At 44.2% G+C, this 20,967-nt stretch carries 22 protein-coding genes, 6 tRNA genes and 1 rRNA gene; 28 read left to right on the top strand and 1 reads right to left on the bottom strand.

Translation table 11 applies throughout. The annotated features are described in order from the left end of the window. The first annotated feature begins 110 nt into the window (after positions 1-110). The 6 genes from DVB69_RS07180 (at position 111) to DVB69_RS07155 (ending at position 7,248) form a co-directional block, all read left to right on the top strand. Positions 111-1,178, top strand: a complete 1,068-nt coding sequence (locus DVB69_RS07180; RefSeq protein ID WP_116018074.1) for a D-alanine--D-alanine ligase — start codon at positions 111-113, stop codon at positions 1,176-1,178. A 12-nt stretch (positions 1,179-1,190) separates the two neighbouring features. Further along, positions 1,191-2,570 (top strand): UDP-N-acetylmuramoyl-tripeptide--D-alanyl-D-alanine ligase, encoded by a 1,380-nt coding sequence (locus tag DVB69_RS07175; protein ID WP_116018072.1) that lies wholly within the window; start codon positions 1,191-1,193, stop codon positions 2,568-2,570. Positions 2,571-2,573: 3 nt separating this feature from the next. Further along, positions 2,574-3,290: an alpha/beta hydrolase gene (locus DVB69_RS07170; protein ID WP_116018070.1), complete on the top strand. Its 717-nt coding sequence runs from the start codon at positions 2,574-2,576 to the stop codon at positions 3,288-3,290. 338 nt (positions 3,291-3,628) lie between these two features. Continuing rightward, the gene (cshA, locus tag DVB69_RS07165; RefSeq protein ID WP_116018068.1) at positions 3,629-5,152 is read left to right on the top strand and encodes a degradosome RNA helicase CshA; all 1,524 of its coding nucleotides are present in this window, start codon (positions 3,629-3,631) and stop codon (positions 5,150-5,152) included. Between the two features lie 133 nt (positions 5,153-5,285). Further along, entirely contained in the window at positions 5,286-5,765 is a 480-nt protein-coding gene (locus tag DVB69_RS07160) for a PH domain-containing protein (RefSeq protein ID WP_116018066.1), read from the top strand. Beyond that, the gene (locus DVB69_RS07155) at positions 5,758-7,248 is read left to right on the top strand and encodes a PH domain-containing protein (protein ID WP_158541058.1); all 1,491 of its coding nucleotides are present in this window, start codon (positions 5,758-5,760) and stop codon (positions 7,246-7,248) included. The genes DVB69_RS07160 and DVB69_RS07155 overlap by 8 nt, the downstream gene beginning before the upstream one ends. 513 nt (positions 7,249-7,761) lie before the next feature. Here DVB69_RS07155 and DVB69_RS07150 read toward each other — a convergent pair. After that, on the bottom strand, positions 7,762-8,391 hold the full coding sequence (locus DVB69_RS07150) for a rhomboid family intramembrane serine protease (RefSeq protein ID WP_116018062.1): 630 nt from the start codon (positions 8,389-8,391) through the stop codon (positions 7,762-7,764). A 65-nt stretch (positions 8,392-8,456) separates the two neighbouring features. On the opposite strand from DVB69_RS07150, the gene acpS reads away from it, so the two are divergent. The 22 genes from acpS to DVB69_RS07040 all read left to right on the top strand — a co-directional run. Next, positions 8,457-8,813: a holo-ACP synthase gene (gene acpS / locus DVB69_RS07145; RefSeq protein ID WP_116018060.1), complete on the top strand. Its 357-nt coding sequence runs from the start codon at positions 8,457-8,459 to the stop codon at positions 8,811-8,813. An 81-nt stretch (positions 8,814-8,894) separates the two neighbouring features. Further along, the gene (locus DVB69_RS07140; protein ID WP_116018058.1) at positions 8,895-9,902 is read left to right on the top strand and encodes a LolA family protein; all 1,008 of its coding nucleotides are present in this window, start codon (positions 8,895-8,897) and stop codon (positions 9,900-9,902) included. 113 nt (positions 9,903-10,015) lie between these two features. Beyond that, positions 10,016-11,140, top strand: a complete 1,125-nt coding sequence (gene alr / locus DVB69_RS07135; RefSeq protein WP_116018056.1) for an alanine racemase — start codon at positions 10,016-10,018, stop codon at positions 11,138-11,140. A gap of 146 nt (positions 11,141-11,286) precedes the next feature. Continuing rightward, positions 11,287-11,574 (top strand): transcriptional regulator, encoded by a 288-nt coding sequence (locus tag DVB69_RS07130; RefSeq protein ID WP_370452938.1) that lies wholly within the window; start codon positions 11,287-11,289, stop codon positions 11,572-11,574. 4 nt (positions 11,575-11,578) lie between these two features. Further along, positions 11,579-11,929: a type II toxin-antitoxin system PemK/MazF family toxin gene (locus DVB69_RS07125; protein ID WP_116018052.1), complete on the top strand. Its 351-nt coding sequence runs from the start codon at positions 11,579-11,581 to the stop codon at positions 11,927-11,929. Positions 11,930-12,068: 139 nt separating this feature from the next. Next, positions 12,069-12,896, top strand: coding sequence for an STAS domain-containing protein (locus tag DVB69_RS07120; protein WP_116018050.1), 828 nt, complete (start codon positions 12,069-12,071; stop codon positions 12,894-12,896). A gap of 1 nt (position 12,897) precedes the next feature. Then, on the top strand, positions 12,898-13,260 hold the full coding sequence (locus DVB69_RS07115; protein ID WP_116018048.1) for an STAS domain-containing protein: 363 nt from the start codon (positions 12,898-12,900) through the stop codon (positions 13,258-13,260). A 2-nt stretch (positions 13,261-13,262) separates the two neighbouring features. Further along, positions 13,263-13,664: an anti-sigma regulatory factor gene (locus tag DVB69_RS07110; RefSeq protein WP_116018046.1), complete on the top strand. Its 402-nt coding sequence runs from the start codon at positions 13,263-13,265 to the stop codon at positions 13,662-13,664. A gap of 12 nt (positions 13,665-13,676) precedes the next feature. After that, a complete protein-coding gene (locus DVB69_RS07105) occupies positions 13,677-14,678 on the top strand; it encodes a PP2C family protein-serine/threonine phosphatase (RefSeq protein ID WP_116018044.1) in 1,002 nt (333 codons plus the stop codon). A gap of 86 nt (positions 14,679-14,764) precedes the next feature. Then, entirely contained in the window at positions 14,765-15,103 is a 339-nt protein-coding gene (locus DVB69_RS07100; RefSeq protein ID WP_116018042.1) for an STAS domain-containing protein, read from the top strand. Beyond that, positions 15,090-15,566: an anti-sigma B factor RsbW gene (rsbW, locus tag DVB69_RS07095; RefSeq protein ID WP_116018040.1), complete on the top strand. Its 477-nt coding sequence runs from the start codon at positions 15,090-15,092 to the stop codon at positions 15,564-15,566. Before DVB69_RS07100 ends, rsbW begins: the two co-directional genes overlap by 14 nt. Next, positions 15,541-16,326, top strand: coding sequence for an RNA polymerase sigma factor SigB (gene sigB, locus DVB69_RS07090; protein WP_116018038.1), 786 nt, complete (start codon positions 15,541-15,543; stop codon positions 16,324-16,326). The genes rsbW and sigB overlap by 26 nt, the downstream gene beginning before the upstream one ends. Continuing rightward, positions 16,326-16,922: a PP2C family serine/threonine-protein phosphatase gene (locus DVB69_RS07085; protein ID WP_116018036.1), complete on the top strand. Its 597-nt coding sequence runs from the start codon at positions 16,326-16,328 to the stop codon at positions 16,920-16,922. Before sigB ends, DVB69_RS07085 begins: the two co-directional genes overlap by 1 nt. A gap of 67 nt (positions 16,923-16,989) precedes the next feature. Next, positions 16,990-19,149 carry a Tex family protein gene (locus tag DVB69_RS07080; protein ID WP_370452929.1) on the top strand — a complete coding sequence of 720 codons (2,160 nt, stop codon included), beginning with the start codon at positions 16,990-16,992 and terminating at the stop codon, positions 19,147-19,149. Next, on the top strand, positions 19,146-19,616 hold the full coding sequence (locus tag DVB69_RS07075; RefSeq protein ID WP_116018032.1) for a SprT family protein: 471 nt from the start codon (positions 19,146-19,148) through the stop codon (positions 19,614-19,616). Before DVB69_RS07080 ends, DVB69_RS07075 begins: the two co-directional genes overlap by 4 nt. A 163-nt stretch (positions 19,617-19,779) precedes the next feature. Next, positions 19,780-19,854: transfer RNA gene (locus DVB69_RS07070), tRNA-Glu, on the top strand. A gap of 21 nt (positions 19,855-19,875) precedes the next feature. After that, positions 19,876-19,950, top strand: a tRNA-Gln gene (locus tag DVB69_RS07065). Between the two features lie 90 nt (positions 19,951-20,040). After that, positions 20,041-20,116 (top strand) — tRNA-Lys (locus DVB69_RS07060). 90 nt (positions 20,117-20,206) lie between these two features. Then, a tRNA-Leu gene (locus tag DVB69_RS07055) sits at positions 20,207-20,293 on the top strand. A gap of 22 nt (positions 20,294-20,315) precedes the next feature. Beyond that, positions 20,316-20,392: transfer RNA gene (locus tag DVB69_RS07050), tRNA-Arg, on the top strand. Positions 20,393-20,410: 18 nt separating this feature from the next. Continuing rightward, positions 20,411-20,484: transfer RNA gene (locus DVB69_RS07045), tRNA-Gly, on the top strand. A gap of 159 nt (positions 20,485-20,643) precedes the next feature. Beyond that, positions 20,644-20,967: ribosomal RNA gene (locus DVB69_RS07040) — 16S ribosomal RNA — on the top strand; the annotation flags it as partial.

Genomic DNA, 20,967 nt, shown 5'->3' with positions numbered 1-20,967 from the left:
TGAAAAACTTATTACTCTAACAATAGATGAGGAGGAAGGTTTTTTCTAGCTTCATCCGCGGTTCATGGTAAACTAGTGAGACGAAAACTAACGGATTGAGAGGGATTATTATGAAAAAAAAGCTAGGATTAGTTTATGGAGGAAAGTCAGCAGAACATGAGGTTTCCTTGTCTACAGCGCGCGCTGCTACACAGGCAGTCAATTTTGACACATACGAAGTGATGCCGATTTACATAACGCCTGAAGGGGAGTGGCGTACTGGCACATCACTTATGGCACCTGTGGAAACCATCGAACAATTGCGTTTGGACGGAAATGGAATAAGTGAGCCGGATAGTATCGCCCAATTCCTTCAACTCGAAAGTAAGCCGGATGTCATCTTGCCACTATTGCACGGAACCAATGGGGAAGATGGGACGGTTCAAGGACTTTTCGAAGTGATGAACATCCCATACGCAGGCAATGGTGTCCTCTCCTCATCAGCAGGGATGGATAAAGTTGTCATGAAACAACTATTTGCTCAAGCTGGTCTAGCTCAAGTACCTTATGTTCACTTCATACGCTCAGAATGGGAAAAAGAAGAAACCCGCTTACTGGACGCGGCAGAACAAACACTTGAATACCCGGTGTTTGTAAAACCAGCTAACTTGGGCTCTAGTGTTGGCATTAGTAAAGCTGACGACCGGGATGGATTGAAGCAAGCAATTGCATTTGCACTGAAATTCGATCGAAAGATTATTGTGGAGCAAGGTGTCACTGCGCGTGAAATCGAAATGGGTGTACTGGGAAATGATGAGCCTGCATGTTCAGTTCCCGGGGAAATTAAGCCAGTTGCAGCATTTTACGACTACGAAGCGAAATACCAAGACGGGAACACAGAATTAATGATTCCTGCGCAAGTACCGGATGCCGTTGCAAACCATATGAAAGACATGGCATACCGTGCATTCAAAGTACTCGACTGTGCTGGACTCGTTCGAGCAGACTTCTTTGTGACAGAGAATGACGAAGTGCTCATCAACGAAGTCAATACGATGCCTGGATTTACACCGACAAGTATGTTCCCACTACTTTGGCAACATACCGGCGTTAGCTATCCGGAATTGATTGACCGCCTAATAGAGTTGGCCGTTGCGCGTCATGCAGAAAAACAACAGATACAATACACAATGGATTGAGTGGGATAACTAATGAAACGAAAACTGACTGAACTCGCTAACTGGTTGGATGCTTCTGGACAACTTTTAGAAGGAATTATAGTGACGGGTGCAACGATTGACTCGAGAAACATCAAGGAAGGGGAGCTATTCATCCCTTTCCGTGGAGAACATGCAAATGGGCATACGTATGTCCGATCTGCTATCGAAAATGGGGCGTCTGCTTCACTTTGGCTTGCCGATGAACCGAATCCACCTGAAGACATTCCACTCCTATTTGTTGAGAATGCGGAACTCGCACTGCAGCAACTTGCCCGTAACTATCGTGAACAGCTGACATGTAAAGTGATCGGTGTTACCGGTTCGAACGGGAAGACATCGACAAAAGATTTACTGGCAAGTGTTTTAGGTGACTCATTCGCAGTACGTAAAACAGAGGGGAACTTCAACAATGAGCTCGGCATGCCGCTGACAATTCTTTCTCTTGAAGAAGATACTGAAGTCGCTGTTCTGGAAATGGGGATGAGCGGCTTTGGGGAAATTTCATTCCTTTCTCAATTAGCGAAGCCGGATATTGCCATCATTACGAATATCGGTGAAGCTCACATGCAGGATCTTGGAAGTCGAGAAGGGATTGCGAAGGCGAAATTCGAAATTATAGATGGGCTTTCATCAAACGGAGCATTTTACTATGATGGCGACGAGCCACTTTTGACAGCACTTGTGAATGAGCATCCAGAACTTGATGCGCGAGCTTTTGGATATGGGAGTACGAGCGACCTTCTTGCGAAAGACATTCAAGTCACTGAGCAAGGAAGTCGATTTACAGTAGCAGGTCAGTTGGAAGGCCAATTTGTCATCCCGGTATTCGGAGAGCACCAAGTGAAAAATTCACTCGCAGCCATGCTGGTCGCAAAAAAACTCGGTATGACTGAGGAAACGATCCGGAGAGCGCTGTTGAATGCGGTCTTAACGCCGATGCGTATGCAGCCAGTCACAGCAAAAAGCGGAGCATTGTTCATCAATGACGCGTATAACGCCGCACCTACATCGTTGCATGCTGCTTTGACCTTTATTGGCCAGACAGAACTTCGCCGTGATAAGTGGATAGTACTGGGGGATATGCTGGAACTTGGACAAGATGAACGACATTTCCATGAATCAGTTGCCGACCAACTTGCCAACCTACAGTTGAAGGGAATCGCCCTATACGGACCTAGAATGCATTGGTTATATGACGAACTTCGCAACCGAAATACGACTGCAGAACTGATTTGGACAGAAAAAGATTATGCACCTATTATCGAGAAACTACTTGAATCCATTGACGACCAATCCATTATTCTGTTGAAAGGATCTCGTGGGATGGCGCTTGAAAACGTGTTGAAAGGTGTATTGGAAACGGAGGAGTAATCCGTGAAAACAGGTGTAATTATTCTGCATGGATTTACGGGCGGATCTTTTGAAGTGCGCCCGTTCATTCAGTTTTTAAAGGACAAGACGAACTGGATGATCGATGTCCCCGTATTACCGGGGCACGAACCAGGGGGCAGACTTGCTGAAATCACTGCAGAAGCCTGGCTCATGGAAGCAGAACTCGCTTATAGACGACTAAGTAAACGTACAGATCGCATTTTTGTCGTTGGTTTTTCGATGGGGGGCTTAATTGCCCTGTACCTTGCGCTTCGCTATCCTGTCGAACGGCTCGTCTTACTGAGTGCTGCTGCGAAGTACATCTCCCCAAGATTATTAGTGGCAGATGCGGCGATTTTACTGACGGAGCCTGTCATTCGACACTTTCCACCGAACACTTTTTACCACTTGTATCGCTATAAACTGGCGAATACACCCATCCGTTCAGCTTATCAATTTACCCGGATTGTTCAGCAAATTGAGCCGTATTATGACAGAATCACTGTGCCCGTTTGTATTGTACAAGGCAAGCAGGATGGGATTGTTCCATATTCAAGTGCCCACTTGCTGTATCATTCGCTAGGTTCCTCTTTGAAACAGCTGATCTTCTCGGAAAATGGAAAGCACCATATTTGTTACAGTGATGATTGTGCGGAGTGGTTTGACAAGGTGATCGCATTCATGCGCTCAGAAGACGAACAGGAGACATGTTCAAGTTGAGTGTATAGCTTGCGATGTTGTCTTTAGTGTGGTAAACTAGCCTGAGCATTGGATACATTTACGCAGAACTCTTCCTCTTGTGAAGAGTGCTTTTTTTTGAATAAAACGGTTTGACGGCAATGCCGCTAAAGAGGAGAATCCTCTATCGAACCGCTCGGCAAAGACCGGGCTTTCCTTTCATCCACTACATCTAAGTGGTCGGGATCATATGATGATTTCCTACATTAGATTTGTATACGTTCGGAAACATACCCAAAGCATAAGGCTCCGATTTGCCGCGCTTTCATTTGCAAATGTAACCAATTGTCAAATGGAAAACACAAAGGAGATTGAGAAGTTTGACGAAATTTTCAGAACTTAACATCAGTAAATCTACACAAGACTCTCTAAAGAAAATGGGCTTTGAAGAGGCGACTCCAATTCAAGAAGGTACAGTTACTTTTGGAATGGAAGGTAAGGACGTTATCGGTCAAGCACAGACGGGAACTGGTAAAACAGCAGCATTTGGTATCCCTATGATCGAGAAAGTAGATACAAGCAACCCTGCAGTTCAGGCACTTGTCATTGCTCCAACTCGTGAGCTTGCGATTCAGGTTTCTGAAGAAATCTACAAAATCGGTTATGGAAAACGTGCTCGTATTCTTTCTGTATTTGGTGGACAAGAAATTTCACGCCAAATCCGTGCATTGAAAAATAATCCACAAATCGTTGTCGGTACACCGGGACGTATTTTGGACCACATTAAGCGTAAAACATTGAAACTTGACGGCGTACAAACACTTGTATTGGACGAAGCGGATGAAATGTTGAACATGGGCTTCATCGAAGACATCAACGCGATTCTTGAGAACGTACCTGCAGAACGTCAGACATTGTTATTCTCAGCTACAATGCCTGGACCGATTCGTAAAATTGCAGAAACATTCATGAAGAACCCGGAAATGGTCAAGATTAAGTCTAAAGAAATGACAGTCGAAAACATCGAGCAGTTCTTCGTGAAAGCACAAGAACGCGAGAAATTCGATGTATTGTCTCGTCTATTAAACGTACAACAGCCGGAACTTGCGATCGTATTCGGTCGTACAAAGCGTCGCGTTGACGAACTTTCACATGCACTTAATATTCGCGGATACATTGCTGAAGGAATCCACGGCGATTTGACACAAGCGAAGCGTATGTCTGTTTTGCGTCAATTCAAAGAAGGTAAAGTTGACATTTTAGTTGCAACCGATGTTGCTGCGCGTGGTCTTGATATCTCTGGTGTCACTCACGTTTACAACTTTGATATTCCACAAGATCCTGAAAGCTACGTTCACCGTATTGGCCGTACAGGCCGTGCAGGTAAGAGTGGTATGGCAATCACGTTTGTAACACCACGTGAAATGGGTTACCTTCGCATCGTTGAAGAAACAACGAAAAAGCGTATGACTCCACTTCAGCCACCAACGTCTGACGAAGCACTTCTTGGACAACAAAAAGTGGCAGTTGAAACACTTGGAGAAGCTGTTCAAAAGAACGAGTTGAATGACTATGTTCAATTTGCAACAGATCTTCTTGCGAAATACGATGCAACTGACCTAGTTGCTGCAGCATTAAAGCACTTAACAAACGAGCCAGACGCAACTCCTGTATCTATTACAGAAGAGCGCCCATTACCATCACGAGGTGGCAATGGTGGCGGCGGTGGCCGTGGCGGATATAAAGGCAATCGTAGTGGCGGCACTCGTTCACACGGTGGCGGTCGTGGATTTAGCGGTGGCCAACGTCGTAGTGGCGGTGGAAGCCGTGACGGTCGTAGCAGTGGCGGAAGTCGTGAAGGCGGAAACCGGGATCGCTCACGTGGCGGACGGTCTGAACGTTAATCACTAAACGTACACAACGAGAGCTCGGGATGTGCACATGAAAATGTGCATTTCCCGAGCTTTTTGTTATGGATATTTGAAACATCTACCGTCTCCAATCGTATACACTAGTAATAGAGAGGGAGGAATCGACTTGAGAAAAGAACCGGCGAACAGGTTATCGAGTAAAGGTCTCACTGTGTGGCGCCTATATGGATGGTTGCAAACTGCTGTTGTGCTACTTTTGGCAATAGGGGCGGGGACACTAACATTTCTCTTTGATTGGCCGTGGTGGGTATACATAATTGCTATTGCAGTCGTCTTAATATATGGATGGCTATTCATCTACCTATTCCCTAAGATCAGATGGTCCCGATGGCGCTATGAAGTAAGAGAATCGGAAATAGAGTTGCAACACGGGATTTTCATCGTCACTCGGACGCTCATTCCGATGGTGCGTGTTCAACACGTCGATACGGCGCAAGGACCGATTTTAAAGAAATATGATTTGTCCGCAATATCGATTTCTTCAGCGGCGACCGTGCACTCAATCCCTGCGCTAGCGGCCGAGGAAGCGGATGAACTTAGAAATCGGATTTCAGCGCTTGCGAAGGTGGCGGAAGACGATGTCTGAGCCGCGGTACAAACTGCACTGGGTTACAGTCCTGGTCGAAAGTCTAAAAGCCTTAAAGGAAGCAATCTTACCTCTAGTGATCGTGTTGATTTCTGGTAGGCGAAACAATGACTCCGGAATTTGGATTCTGGACAATTGGTCTTTACTATTAGGGATTATTTTAGTCGTCTATTTAGTTTCCAGTGGGTTCATCAAATGGAGAAGGTTTACTTACTGGTTTGAAGACGGGGAATTGCGGATCGAATCGGGATTGTTCGTTCGGAAAAAAAGGTATATCCCATTTGAACGTATACAAAGTTTGAATTATACAGAAGGAATCTTTCATCGCCCGTTCGGCCTTGTGAAAGTACAAGTGGAAACTGCCGCTTCATCCGCAGGAGAAGCTGAGGCGGAGTTGACAGCTGTTACCCGTGATGATGCAGATTTAATTAAAATACGGATTGCAGAGGGTAAGAAACGTAAAATGCAAGAAACAGGAGACCCGTCTGAAGTTGAGATGGATGGTGTGGGGTCGGTAGAGACGGAACCTGAAGAGAAGCGAGTGTTTTCGTTGAACCCAAAACAGCTCGTTTTACTGGCGACAACGTCTGGCGGGATCGGTGTTATTTTTTCAGGGGTTGCCATATTTCTATCCCAGTTCGGTGAATTTTTGCCCCTTGATAAAGTGAGCGACGAGCTTGCTGGCCTCATTGAGTTCGGTGTATTTATTATTGTCTTATTAGTTTTAGTGGGATTATTTGTCGCATGGTTACTATCGGTGGCAATGACGTTCTTCTCATATTACGGGTTTACCGTTCGCGTTTCAGATGAAGAGCTGATTATTACACGCGGATTGATCGAGAAAAAGCGCACAACGATCCCGCTTAGCCGCATTCAGAGTGTGAGTTTCGTGGAAAATCCTGTTAGACAGTTATTCGGATATGGACGTGTACTTGTCCATAGCGCAGGTGCTGCGGACGATGGGTCTAAGATACAACTTTTCCCGCTTGTGAAAAAGAGAGCGCTATATGAGCCCCTTCAAGAAATTTTTCCTGAGTTAGATTTGCGTGAGCCATTGGAGAAATTACCTAAACGAGGACGAAAATTTTTCTATCGAATTGACTTCATCTGGATGATTCCAGTTATAGGAGTTGTCGGTTGGTTTTTCTATCCGTACGGACTGTTGGCGCTCCTAATTGTGCCTCTAGTGATGGGATTTGGCATCTGGCAACATCGCTCGGCGGCGTATCGGGTGAGTGGCAATCAGGTTACCATGCGCTCGCGTGGTATTAGTTTGGAAACTTCCTACACAATGCGCAAGAGGATCCAATCTGCACACATGCGTCAAACGATTTTTCAACATCGTCAACGTGTCGCATCCATCCATTTGAACGTGAAGTCGGGCATGGGCGTTCACAACGTACGACTAAGACAAATGGATGTGGAGGAAGCGGAGGATCTACTAAATTGGTATGAACCTTCACGGGAGAGTGGATGTGAATAAAACTTAGCGAAGCGCTTATAAACCTGTGGAAGTGATCATAAACCACGGAAAGTGATCATAAACCTGAGGAAGTGATCATAAACCATGGAAAGTGATCATAAACCACGGAAAGCGCTCATAAACCTGGGAAAGTGATCATAAACCACGGAAAGCGCTCATAAATCTGTGGAAGTGATCATAAACCATGGAAGGTGATCATAAACCTGTGGAAGTGATCATAAACCACGGAAAGCGCTCATAAACCTGGGAAAGTGATCATAAACCACGGAAAGCGCTCATAAATCTGTGGAAGTGATCATAAACCATGGAAGGTGATCATAAACCTGTGGAAGTGATCATAAACCACGGAAAGCGCTCATAAACCTGGGAAAGTGATCATAAACTACAGAAAGTGATCATAAACCTGTGAAAGTGATCATAAACCTCAAAAAGTGATCATAAATCAAAAGGAAAGTGTCCTCAATACAAAAAAAGACTGTCAGAAAGTCAGCAACACTGACTTTCTAGCAGTCTTTATCTCTTCTGAACAACTTTGAGCTTCTTTTTGCGCCAGCTAATGATTCGCTTCGGATGGAAAAAGCCTAATCCGATCAGGAATCCAACCACCAGACCAGCAATATGTGCAGCTGCGTTAATGTTAGGACCGACAAAGGTCATGACAACACTAAGTGCGATGATGGGTAAGATGATTTGACGAAGCTGAGGTAACATCTTTTTTGTATAATACACAAGCGCTCCAAATGCACCAAAGATCCCGAAAATCGCACCACTAGCGCCAACGTGTAAAAAACTGGAATCGTACACGAAGAAAGTCGCGATGTCCCCGAAGACACCCGCTAATAAATAGACAGTCAAAAATCGTGCTTTTCCGGTCATCTTTTCTAACTCGGGCCCGAAGATGAATAAGGAAAACATGTTGAATAATAGATGCATGATCCCAGAGTGTAAAAACATGGGTGTAACCAGACGCCAATACTCTCCTTGTTCGATCATGTAATTCGAGCCTACTCCAAAGTTCCAAATGGAATCCCCTATGATGGGTAGAAATGTAAGTAGATGAATCAGGACGTTAAGTGCGATAAGCGTGGACACCACAGGGTATTGCCGAATGTATTGAGAAAAACTTTCAGTGCGGATAAACATGACTCTCCCCCGATCTTTGTTTTAGTATACAAGTTTTCGACTCTATATGGAAAGAAGGTGACCGAATGATCTCAGGAATTGGTTTGGATATTACAGAACTTGATCGAATTGCGGAGCTGGACAACAAATCTGATAAATTCCGCAATCGAATTCTTACAACGGAAGAACAGCAATACTACCAGAAACTTTCAGGCCACCGTCGCGTTGAATTCCTTGCGGGGCGGTTCGCGGCGAAAGAAGCCTATGCAAAAGCGCTGGGAACTGGCATTGGTCCGACATGCAGTTTTCTTGATATTGCGATCTTGCCGAATGAAAAAGGTGCACCTTTCCTATACTTTAAGGGGAAGGCTGTGGATGGGTTTGTTTCCATTACGCATACGAAAAAAGTAGCCGCGGCACAAGTAATTCTTCAAAAAATGTAACGCTTCTAAACAGCTTTGCATAAATGACTGTCCCTCTTCATAAGATGACCTACCCGATTGAAATAGGAGAGGATGACCTGAATGCGAAGCAAAATTGGATTACTGTTGTTGGGTGCGGTTCTTTTGTTACTAACTGCTTGCGGAGCACCATCGAAAGAAGATGTCGTCAAGAAATTGAGTGGAAAGTGGAATGATTCCAATGGGTACGATCTTCAAGCAACGATGGAGATTAAGACCGGTGAAGAACCACGTCTTTATGACGTGACGGTTTGGCATACGAAACCTGATTTCTACAAAGTGGATGTTTCACAAAAAGAGAAAGATGAGTCTCAGATGATCGTCCGTAACGAAGAAGGGGTTTTTGTTGTCACGCCATCATTGAACAAGACGTACAAATTCCAAAGTGATTGGCCTGCACAAAACAGCCAGGCGTACTTAATCAGTACTTTATCTGATGATATTAAAGCAGATAAGAAATCAACGATGACTGAGAAGGATAAGTCGTATGTATTTGAAACGGCAACACGCAATAATCATAAAGCAGTTCTGCCGACACAACAGATTCATATTGACAAGAAGACAATGCTTCCAACTCACGTTTCCTTATTAGATGAAAATAAGGAAGAGAAAATCCGTGTGACATTCCAGAAAATCACTTTAGGTGTAAAGCGTAAAGCGGATGACTATAAAGTCGAGACGGAAAATATGGACCATGAGAAGAAAGACGAAAAACCGAAGGACAAAAAAGCGGCACTTGAAACTTTCTATCCTACTGCTGCATTTGAAGGTGTCACATTGTTAAGTGAAGAACCAGTCGCATCAGAAACTGGAACGCGTCTCTTCCTATCTTATGGCGGAGCGGGAAAAGAGTTCGTCGTTGTTCAAGAACCGGCGGCTGCAGTGGAAAGCCAAGTGGCGGTATCCATTGAAGGGGATCCAGTTGACCTAGGATTCGCCGTAGCAGCACTTTCAGGAAATGCGATTCGCTGGGAACAAGATGGAATCGCATTTTACGTGGCATCAGAGTCTCTCAGTAAGGGAGAACTCATTCAAGTGGCAAGTTCCATGCAACCGAACGTAGTCAAGTAAATCAAACACAACAAGCGGGTGCCGAACAATCCGGTACCCGCTTGTTATCTAGATTGACGTGCGACGCTCTTCAGGATGATAATGAGAATACTTATTCTGAAGAGGTGATCCGCGTGACAGGCACATTTAACTATCGACCGACCCGTGCCATCGTTGATGTAAGAGCGATTCGGGCGAACGTTAGAAACTTAAATAAGATATTGCCATCTGAAACAGGCGTAATAGCAGTCGTGAAAGCTGACGGTTATGGACATGGAGCGACTGAAAGTGCTCAAGCAGCATTCCAAGAAGGAGCCATAATGGCAGCTGTCGCAACACCTGATGAAGCCTTAAGTTTACGGGATTCAGGTATACATCAACCGATTTTAGTGCTTGGACCAGTACCGATAACTTTTTTAAGAGAAGCGATACGGCAAGACATTATCGTAACGATTCCAGGAGTCCAATGGGCGCAATCTGCGGCTGATGAACTACAGGGAATTAAAGAATCTTTGAAGACCCATGTAAAAATTGATACAGGAATGGGTAGGATAGGAGTACGAAGTGAAGAAGAAATACTTAAATTACTTGAAATTCTTGAAGGAACTTCAGCCATCAGAGTGGAAGGTATATTTACGCACTTCGCTACTGCTGATGAACAAGATACGAAAAGAACTGAGGAACAATTCCGGAAGTTTAATCGGCTAGTAGAATACTTCCCAGAACGACCAAAACTCGTTCATGCTGCAAATAGTGCAGCAGCTCTTCGATTTCCGAACTTTGCACTCGATGCAGTTCGTTTCGGAATCGGGATGTATGGCATTGCCCCTTCTGAGGTGGTTGCCCAAGAACTACCATTTCAACTAGAACGTGCTCTTCAACTAGAAACGGAGATTTCATTTGTGAAGCAAGCACAAACGAAAGAACCAATTAGCTACGGAGCTACTTATGAGACGGAACCTGGTGAATGGATCGCAACGCTACCGATTGGTTATGCTGATGGTCTGAAGCGAGGATTGCGTAATCAGCAAGTACTTATTCGCGGCAGGCGCATTCCGATTGTCGGAACTATTTGTATGGACCAATGCATGGTGCGCTTACCCGAACGACTTCCTGAAGGGGAGCCGGTTGTGTTATTGGGAAAACAAGGGGACGAAGAAATCACAATGGAAGAATGGGCAACTCGTATCGGCACAATTCCCTATGAAATTGCCGTAACGATTGCCAGACGTGTACAAAGACAGTATTTTGGGGATTAGTTGGCACCTTCTACTTCTCGCACTTTCGACAAACTACCAAACCTGACTGCACAACTTGTCGCTATATTACCTAATTTGTCTTTTCATTGTCGAACTCCAATGGTAAGATAAATAAGTATAGAAATGAGGATCGGGTTTTGTCGGAGGTGCTAGAGTTGGATGCTAACCAAAACAAAAGAGAACTACTTATGGAAATCCCCACAAAAATGCTGAAACAAAATGAACAGACGATCGTCCATCAGGAGCAGCAGGGAGATTTCGTATATTACTCGGCTACGCGGTACAAGACTGATTGTGAGTTGAATGCAATCAGAGAAGAGATGATGCGCGGATATGTGGAAATGTCCCAGATCAATCTTGGAATTGCCGCTGAATGTCTGCATGCGGAATTCGAAGCTCAGCATACGGTGGAACGAATCGTAAGCGGAGGATGAAAAGTTGGCAATTAAACGCGGAGATGTCTTTTTTGCGGATTTGTCGCCTGTCGTAGGCTCTGAACAAGGCGGCACACGACCTGTTCTCGTTATACAGAACGATATCGGGAATCGGTTTAGCCCAACAGTGATTGTGGCGGCCATCACTGCCCAGATACAAAAAGCAAAATTGCCGACACATGTCGAAATTGATGCGGCCCGTCATGGATTCGAGCGGGATTCTGTAATCCTGCTCGAGCAAATCCGCACACTCGACAAATCGAGGCTAACAGATAAGATCACCCATTTAGACCATCACGTCATGCAGAAAGTAGACGAAGCATTAGAAGTCAGTTTTGGCCTCACTAACTTATAGGCATACATAGCAAAGAAATCCATTCTGTCCTCCGACGGAATGGATTTTTTGTACAGAAAAGATGCTGAACGTCCACTAATCCGTTATACTAGAGTACAAAGTGTATCGTGTATTCATCATAAGGAGGAAAGACATAATTATGAACAGTAAAATGAGGATAGTAGTTAACGAACATATGGACACCATTATTGCGGAATGGATTGAACTAATGAAAGAAGAAAAGGGAGAGCGTTTCTTCCACTTCATGCCGCAGCACCTTGTTGAAAAGACTAGCCGTGAATTTACGACGCTAATGACTTCTAACATCAACGAAGGGGAAAACGCGGTGAACAACGAACGACTGGATGATTTCACGGAGAAAGTGATTCGCTTTGGTTGGTCAATCAAATTTGTGAACAAAGCAATTGATAATTTTGCCGCTGTTGTATTTGAACTTCTGGAAGACGTGGAAGTCATTACAGAACAAAATCTCAGAATCTTTATGGGTGTATTCACTGGATGGATCAACCCTTTGCGAGAAAGTATCATAGAAGCGTATTCCATCAAATGGGAGCAGACGGACACGTTGCAAAAAGTAGCATTGCAGGAACTTTCCGCTTCGTTAATCCCAGTAGTTGACAAGGTATCCATCATGCCGTTAGTTGGCACCATCGATACAGAACGAGCGAAGTTGATTATGGAGAATTTACTTGATGGTGTTGTTCAGCAACGAGCTGAAGTTGTATTGCTCGACATTACTGGGGTTCCTGTTGTTGACACAATGGTTGCACATCACATCATCCAGGCAGCAGATGCAGTACGCCTCGTAGGTGCGAAATGTATGTTAGTTGGAATTCGACCTGAAATTGCACAAACTATCGTTGCACTGGGCATAAACTTAAGTGATTTCACGACGACAAGCACGCTTCGCAGAGGAATGCAGGAAGCGTTAAGCTTAACGAACAGAGAAATAGTGGAGGTAGAGTAATATGAATGTACGTATACCTATATTGAAGTTAGATGAAGTACTTATTGTTTCCATCCAATGGGAGCTGGATGACCAGACTGCGATTCAATTCCAAGAAGATCTATTAAATAAAATGCACGAAACAACAGCTAGAGGCGTCGTCATCGACTTGACCTCTATTGATTTTATCGATTCATTCATCGCAAAAGTACTGGGCGACGTAATTAGTATGTCAAGTCTCATGGGAGCTAAAGTGGTCATAACAGGAATCCAACCTGCCGTTGCAATTACACTAATTGAACTCGGCATTCGTTTGGAGAATGTTAGGACAGCCCTTGATCTTGAAAACGGACTTACGAAGCTACGCAGAGAATTGGAGGCCTAAATATGAGTAATCGGTCTTCTGTAGAGATTTTCACGGAATGGGATATTGTTGCTGCACGTCAGCTTGGTCGTAATGAAGCGAAAAACTCCGGGTTCGGAACAGTGGACCAAGCACGAATCACAACCGCAATTAGCGAACTGGCACGTAATATTTACTTGTATGCAGGTAAAGGAAAGATAGAAATTGAGCGCGTTTCGACAGATGGCATGAAAGGAATGACCATTATCGCTTCGGACGAAGGACCGGGTATTCCAGATTTACGTAAAGTGATGGAAGATGGATTTTCAACATCTGGAGGACTTGGCGCAGGAATGCCAGGTGTAAAACGCTTGATGGATGATTTTAAAGTCGAATCAGAGGTTGGCAAGGGTACCACAATAACCGCTACAAAATGGCTGCGATAAGGAGAGTAACATATGCCGCAAGAAGTTGGAAAGCAATACTCTGAATTGCTTCGAAAATATGTCGCCCATGAGAATGAAACCGATTTATATGCTGCTCAGCAAGTCAGTCGGAAATTCATCGAAAAAAAGATTTCACCCGAAGAAGTGATTAGTCTTCATAAAACATCTGTGGAGAAGATCTTTCCTGATCTCGCTTCCCGAATCGGGCCCTCTTACGATTTTTTAATAGAGATGATGATTCATTACGGATTGGCGCTCATGGAGCATCAAAGTCTTGTACGTAAGCAAGAATCGATGGAAATCGAAATGGATGTCGCTGTAAAAGTACAGGATATGCTCCTTGAGACGACTGTACCGAAAGTGGGCGGTTTGGATATAGGTATCGTAAGTAAGCCTGCGAACAAAATGAGTGGCGACTATGTCTACTTCATCGAGTCTGGACATGAGGAAGCGTGTGTTGCAGTGGCAGACGTGATGGGTAAAGGAATCCCTGCTGCGCTGTGTATGTCGATGATCAAGTTCGGGATGGACAGTTTGCGAGAAAAAGCGAACGATCCACGTCATGTACTTGAAGTTATTAACCAAATTGTCGAAAAAAGTATGGATGATTCGATGTTCATCTCCATGTTCTATGGAAAGTACGTTGCAAGCACAAGCACCTTTACTTTCGGCTCTGCGGGCCATGAACCAGCACTGCTCTATCGGGCTGCAGAGGATCGCTTTGTTGAGTTGGATGCAAAAGGACTTTTACTTGGGATCAGTAAAGACGTAGATTTCCAGCAGGAATCAGTAGAGTTATTGTCAGGGGACTTCATTGTCATGTTGACGGATGGCGTTACTGAAGGTAGAAATGCGGAAGGATTCATCGAGGAAGATGTCATTTTGGACATGTTGCGTGATGTAAAAAACTTACCTGCACAGCAAATCGTCGACCATCTTTATACAGAACTGTTCAAAATGCAAAATTACATGCTACATGACGACTTTACTCTTGTCCTTTATAAGAAAGAATAAAAATGTTTAGTTCACACTAAAATTGGGTAAACACAGCTTAAGAGCTCTAAAATTAGTTTACAACAGAAAATATGGGGTGTGAATAGATGAATTTACAAGTTGATGTACAAGAGAAGGACTGTGTCCATGTATTTAAAATCATTGGGGAGATCGATGCGTTTACTGCCCCGACATTAAAAGAACGACTTGAAAAAGTTGCAGACCAACCGGAATGTCAAGCTGTGCTCGACTTTAAAGAAGTGAATTATATGGATAGTACAGGGTTAGGTGTTTTTGTAGCTTTTTATAAGAGAGTGAAAGCTGTGAACGGCTCAGTTAAAATCGTGGGATTGAACAAACGTCTGAAGCGTCTATTTGAAATTACAGGACTTGATGATGTGGTTGAGATTGAAATGGAAAGTGGGGACCCTAATGGCACCGTTTGATTACATTGAAATAAAAGTTCCTGCTAAGGCACAGTACGTTGGCGTCGCGAGGTTAACGATTTCAGGGCTAGCAAGCCGCCTTGGTTTTACATACGACGAAATTGAAGACTTGAAAATTGCTTCCAGTGAAGCGATTACAAATGCAGTACGCCATGCTTACGATGAAGACGAAGAAGGTGAAATCATCGTAGGTTGTGCATTGTACGAAGACAGATTAGAAATCATGGTGGCCGACCACGGTCAAAGTTTCGATTTTGAAGAAACTAAAAAACGGGTCGGACCTTATACAGAGCAGGAGTCTGACGTTCAACTTTTACGTGAAGGAGGACTTGGACTCTATTTAATGGAAACGCTTATGGATGACGTGAAAGTCCATCATGAAAAAGGAGTTACTGTTTTCATGACCAAGTACCTGGGCAGAGAGCGGGGCGAAGCGGATGTCAAGCAAACAGCCTACTCGTGATCCGCTAATTCAGGAACAAGTTTTAGAATGGATTCGTCGATACCAAGAAAATGAGGACGATGAGGCACAGACTCAACTCGTCATTCATTATGAGCGTCTTGTTCAGTCAATTGCTCGCAAATACTCTAAAGGTAAGTCGTATCACGAGGACATCGCGCAAGTTGGAATGCTTGGTCTACTCGGTGCTATACGCAGGTATGATCCCGAATTTGGACGTAGTTTTGAAGCGTTCGCAGTCCCTACGATTATTGGAGAAATTAAACGATTTTTGCGTGATAAAACATGGGCAGTCCATGTACCACGTCGTATTAAAGAGCTAGGACCACGTATTAAAGCGACTGTCGAAACGCTTACTACAGAACTCCAGCGATCTCCGCTAGTCAGCGAAATTGCAGAGTACTTGGAAGTGGACGAGGAATCAGTGCTGGAAGCAATGGAAATGGGACGTAGTTACCAGGCACTCTCTATGGATCATACTCTTGAAGCAGATTCTGAAGGTGGTACGGTCACGTTATTCGATATCATCGGGTCAAAAGATGATGGATACGAAAAAACGGACCAACGGTTACTTGTTGCAAATGCCTTGAATGTTTTGTCGGACAGGGAGAAACAGATTATCCAATATACATATATTGAACAACTTAGCCAGAAGGAGACCGGTGAGCTTCTTGGCATCTCTCAAATGCATGTGTCCAGACTTCAACGTAAGGCAATTAAGAAATTACAGGAAGCCATAGTGGCTGCAGGCGGAGTCTCCTGATGGAAGCATTCAAAAACGATCATATCGAGGCATATATCTATCAGCAGGCCAAAGGTGGAAATCATGATTCTGGGGACGTGTACTTTCTACACGCGGAAGAGGATTATTTTATATGTGCAATCGCAGATGGACTTGGTAGTGGAATTGTTGCTCGCCAGTCTGCGGAAGTCATGCCACGTATATTAGAGGAGCATCATTACGAATCGATTGAAGAGCTACTCAGTCGTATTAATGAGCATATGGTACAAAAACGTGGTGCGGCGGTAGCAATTGTGAAGGTTGACTATGTAAAACATACCATTCAACATAGCTGTGTTGGAAATGTCCGATTATATATCCGGCAACAAGACGGCAAGATGCTTTATCCACTTCCCGTGATGGGGTACTTATCCGGTCGCCCTCAAAAAATGAAGACACAAGAGTATGTCTATCAAAATGGAGATCTGTTCTTCATGCACTCAGACGGTGTCGAACTAAGAAGTCCTAAAGCTTATTTAAGCCAAAGTGATGATCCGCTTACGCTATCTGAAATGGTGCGCGCAACGGTCAAACCTGGCGACGATGCGACGTTCATCGCAGGAACCCTGCTTCTATAACTTAGAAGTGGGATTTTTTGTGTGCACTTTCATGGTAAACTAAGAAGTAATGAATGGGGGAATGGAAATGTCGGAACGAATTTTAGAATTGACCGCAAAACGTGCAGCACTTCCGTTAAAACAAACTAAACAAGTCATTGCGTTGTTGGATGAAGGGAATACGGTACCATTCATTGCGCGGTACCGTAAAGAAGCAACCGGATCGTTAGATGAAGTTCAGATTAAAGACATTGAAGACGCGTACCAATACAGTAAAGGCTTGGAACAGCGGAAAGAGGAAGTCCTTCGTCTGATCGGCGAACAAGACAAGCTAACTCCTGAACTGGAACAGCAAATAGAAACAGCAGACGTTTTACAACGGCTTGAAGACTTATATCGTCCTTATAAACAAAAGCGTCGGACTCGTGCCATGATCGCGATTGAGAAGGGATTGAATGGTCTTGCAGACAAACTTCTTCAATTTACAAATGAAGCCGTTGAAACGTTGGCTAAAGAATTCATTAATGAAGAAAAAGAAGTGAATACAGTTGAGGACGCGTTAATAGGCGCACAAGACATTATTGCAGAACGTATTGCAGATGATGCCGCGTTACGAGAAAAAATTCGTAAAATTAGCTGGTCCAGCGGGACACTCGTATCATCCAAACGCAAAGGCGCTGAAGATGAAAAAAGTATTTACGAAATGTATTACGAGTATGAGGAGCCGTTGTCCAAGGTGGTTCCGCATCGCGTACTCGCTTTAAATCGAGGAGAAAAAGAAGAAGTACTCCGCGTTACCGTTGGATTCCCTGCAGATAGAATTGTCGGAGATTTGGAGAGAAGTGTCATTAAACGGGAATCTTCTCCAGCTTCAAATTATGTGAAAGAAGCATTGGAAGATTCGTTCAAGCGCCTAATCGCACCTTCCGTGGAACGTGAAGTCCGCGCTTCGTTATCGGAGAAGGCAGAGGCGCAAGCGATTCATGTATTTGCGGAAAACTTGAAGAGCTTATTGCTGCAGCCACCATTAAAAGGACGTATGGTACTTGGAGTCGATCCTGCCTTTAGGACAGGTTGTAAATTGGCTGTAATCGATGAGACTGGGAAGAACCTTGAAATATCGGTTATTTACCCACATCCACCGAAACCTCAAAAAGAGGCGTCGAAACAAACAGTGTTACAACTTCTTAAGAAATACGATATTAAACTAATCGCAATTGGAAATGGAACTGCTTCTAGAGAAACAGAGAAGTTCATTGCAGAGACGATTAAAGAAGTCGATTCAGATGTATCGTATGTCATTGTCAATGAAGCTGGGGCTAGTGTTTACTCAGCATCTGCAGCAGCTCGTTCTGAATTCCCTGACTTACAAGTGGAACAAAGAAGTGCCATTTCGATTGCGCGTAGACTGCAGGACCCTCTGTCAGAGTTAGTGAAAATTGATCCTGAATCAATAGGGGTCGGCCAATATCAGCATGATGTGGCGAAGAAGCAGTTAGCAGAGTCTCTCTCCTTTGTCGTTGAAACCGCTGTTAACCGAGTGGGTGTTAACGTAAACACCGCTTCTGCATCACTGTTGCAATATGTCGCAGGGTTGTCTAAAACAGTTGCAGAAAATATTGTGAAGAAACGTGAAGAAGACGGTCAGTTTGAAAAAAGAACGCAGCTGAAAAAGATACCACGACTGGGTGCGAAAACCTATGAACAGGCAATCGGGTTTTTACGAGTGCCGAATGCAAAGGAATTATTCGATGCAACAGGCATACACCCGGAGAGTTATGCACTCGCTGAAGACATTTTACGAGAAGCAGGTATTTCAAAGGAACAAACCGGATCGCCTGAAGCAATTGCTGCACTTACTAATTTAAATAGTGCTGAGCTAGCACGTAAGCTGGATGTTGGGACAGTGACAGTTAACGATGTAATTGAAACGTTGAAACGACCAAATCGTGACCCTCGTGATGAGTACCCGCAACCTTTACTGAAGGCAGATGTTCTTGATATGAAAGACCTTCATGAAGGCATGGAAATGCAAGGGACTGTCCGAAATGTCGTAGATTTCGGTGCATTTGTCGATATTGGTGTTCATGAAGACGGACTGGTCCATATTTCTAAACTGAAAAAAGGGTTTGTAAAGCATCCATTGGATGTTGTAGCTTCGGGGGACATCGTAACGGTTTGGGTAGAGTCTGTAGATAAGGCAAAAGGTAGAATCGCCTTGACGATGCTGACGCCTGCCCGTAAATGACAGTGAAGGGTACCAATCTTTCGGTTGAAGATTTGCAATCACTTACTGAAAGTCTATCTGTACAGTGGTTTCAAAAACCATTTCTTCATGATGCTGTCTACAACAGTCGTCTTCAAACGACTGGCGGCAGGTATATGCTTTCGGATCACTCCATACAGGTGAATCCAAGAGTTGAACAGATATATGGAATGGAAGAAATGGAAGGTGTCTTGAAACACGAGTTGTGCCATTATCATCTTCATATAGAAGGTAGAGGGTACAAGCACGGTGATCGTGACTTTAAAGACCTTCTGCTAAAGACGGATTCACCAAGGTTTTGTAAACCACTCAAGAACCGTAAAACGTCTATCAGGAAGATCCGTATATACATTTGTACAAATTGCGGGCTTCAATATAATCGGAAACGACGAGTAGATACTAAGCGATTCCGATGCGGAAAATGTCACGGTAGCCTTAAAGAAGCTTAATAGTGCTAGCTTTTCAAGACGTTCAACCCCAGTTATATCAAGGGGTTGAACGTTTTTTAAAAAACTTTCTTAAAAACAGTTGACGAATAGTGAAAGAGTGTCTATAATAATAAAAGTCGACAAGGAACAACGACGACAAACGACAAAGTAATACATTATAAATGGCCCCTTGGTCAAGCGGTTAAGACACCGCCCTTTCACGGCGGTAACACGGGTTCGAATCCCGTAGGGGTCACCATGTTCTTTCACTTAATAATAATGGGGTATAGCCAAGCGGTAAGGCAACGGACTTTGACTCCGTCACTCGTTGGTTCGAATCCAGCTACCCCAGCCAAGTTTTTCAAACAGTGTTTGAAAAACTTAGCGAGAGACATCACGAGGTGTTTGGAGTTAATCTGAACATTAACTGATCTCGAAATTGTACGAGCCATTAGCTCAGTTGGTAGAGCATCTGACTTTTAATCAGAGGGTCGCAGGTTCGAATCCTGCATGGCTCACCATTTACTACTTAAATTATTTTTTTGAAACTTAAGTGTTGACAAACTTTACTTATCGTGTATAATAAGGGATGTCGCAAAAATAATAAATAAGCGGTAGTGGCGGAATGGCAGACGCGCTAGGTTGAGGGCCTAGTGGGTGAATAACCCGTGGAGGTTCAAGTCCTCTTTACCGCACCAAACACATTTTAAATCTCATCGAGCGCCCGTAGCTCAATTGGATAGAGCGTCTGACTACGGATCAGAAGGTTGTGGATTCGACTTCTGCCGGGCGCGCCATAATATAATAATAATATCGCGGGTGTAGTTTAGTGGTAAAACCTCAGCCTTCCAAGCTGATGATGAGGGTTCGATTCCCTTCACCCGCTCCATAATTTTTAACCATATGAACCTTGAAAACTGAACAGCAAAATGTCAACGAAATATCGTTTGGGAAACCGGTTCTGCCGGTGGAACAAACACAAACAGATCTTAACTGATCTGATAGACATCTTAAATGATGCCAGTACGAATTGAGCAATCAATTCTCTTTTATGGAGAGTTTGATCCTGGCTCAGGACGAACGCTGGCGGCATGCCTAATACATGCAAGTCGAGCGAATCACTAGGAGCTTGCTCCTAGTGATTAGCGGCGGACGGGTGAGTAACACGTGGGCAACCTGCCCTGCAGATGGGGATAACTCCGGGAAACCGGGGCTAATACCGAATAATCAGTTCCTTCGCATGAAGGAACTCTGAAAGACGGTTTCGGCTGTCACTGCAGGATGGGCCCGCGGCGCATTAGCTAGTTGGTGGGGTAATGGCCTACCAAGGCAACGATGCGTAGCCGACCTGAGAGGGTGATCGGCCACACTG

The organism is Sporosarcina sp. BI001-red, assembly GCF_003384035.1.
Taxonomy (GTDB): Bacteria; Bacillota; Bacilli; order Bacillales_A; family Planococcaceae; genus Sporosarcina.
The sequence above is the reverse complement of the archived record's forward strand: the minus strand, read 5'-3'. Positions and strand labels throughout refer to the sequence as shown.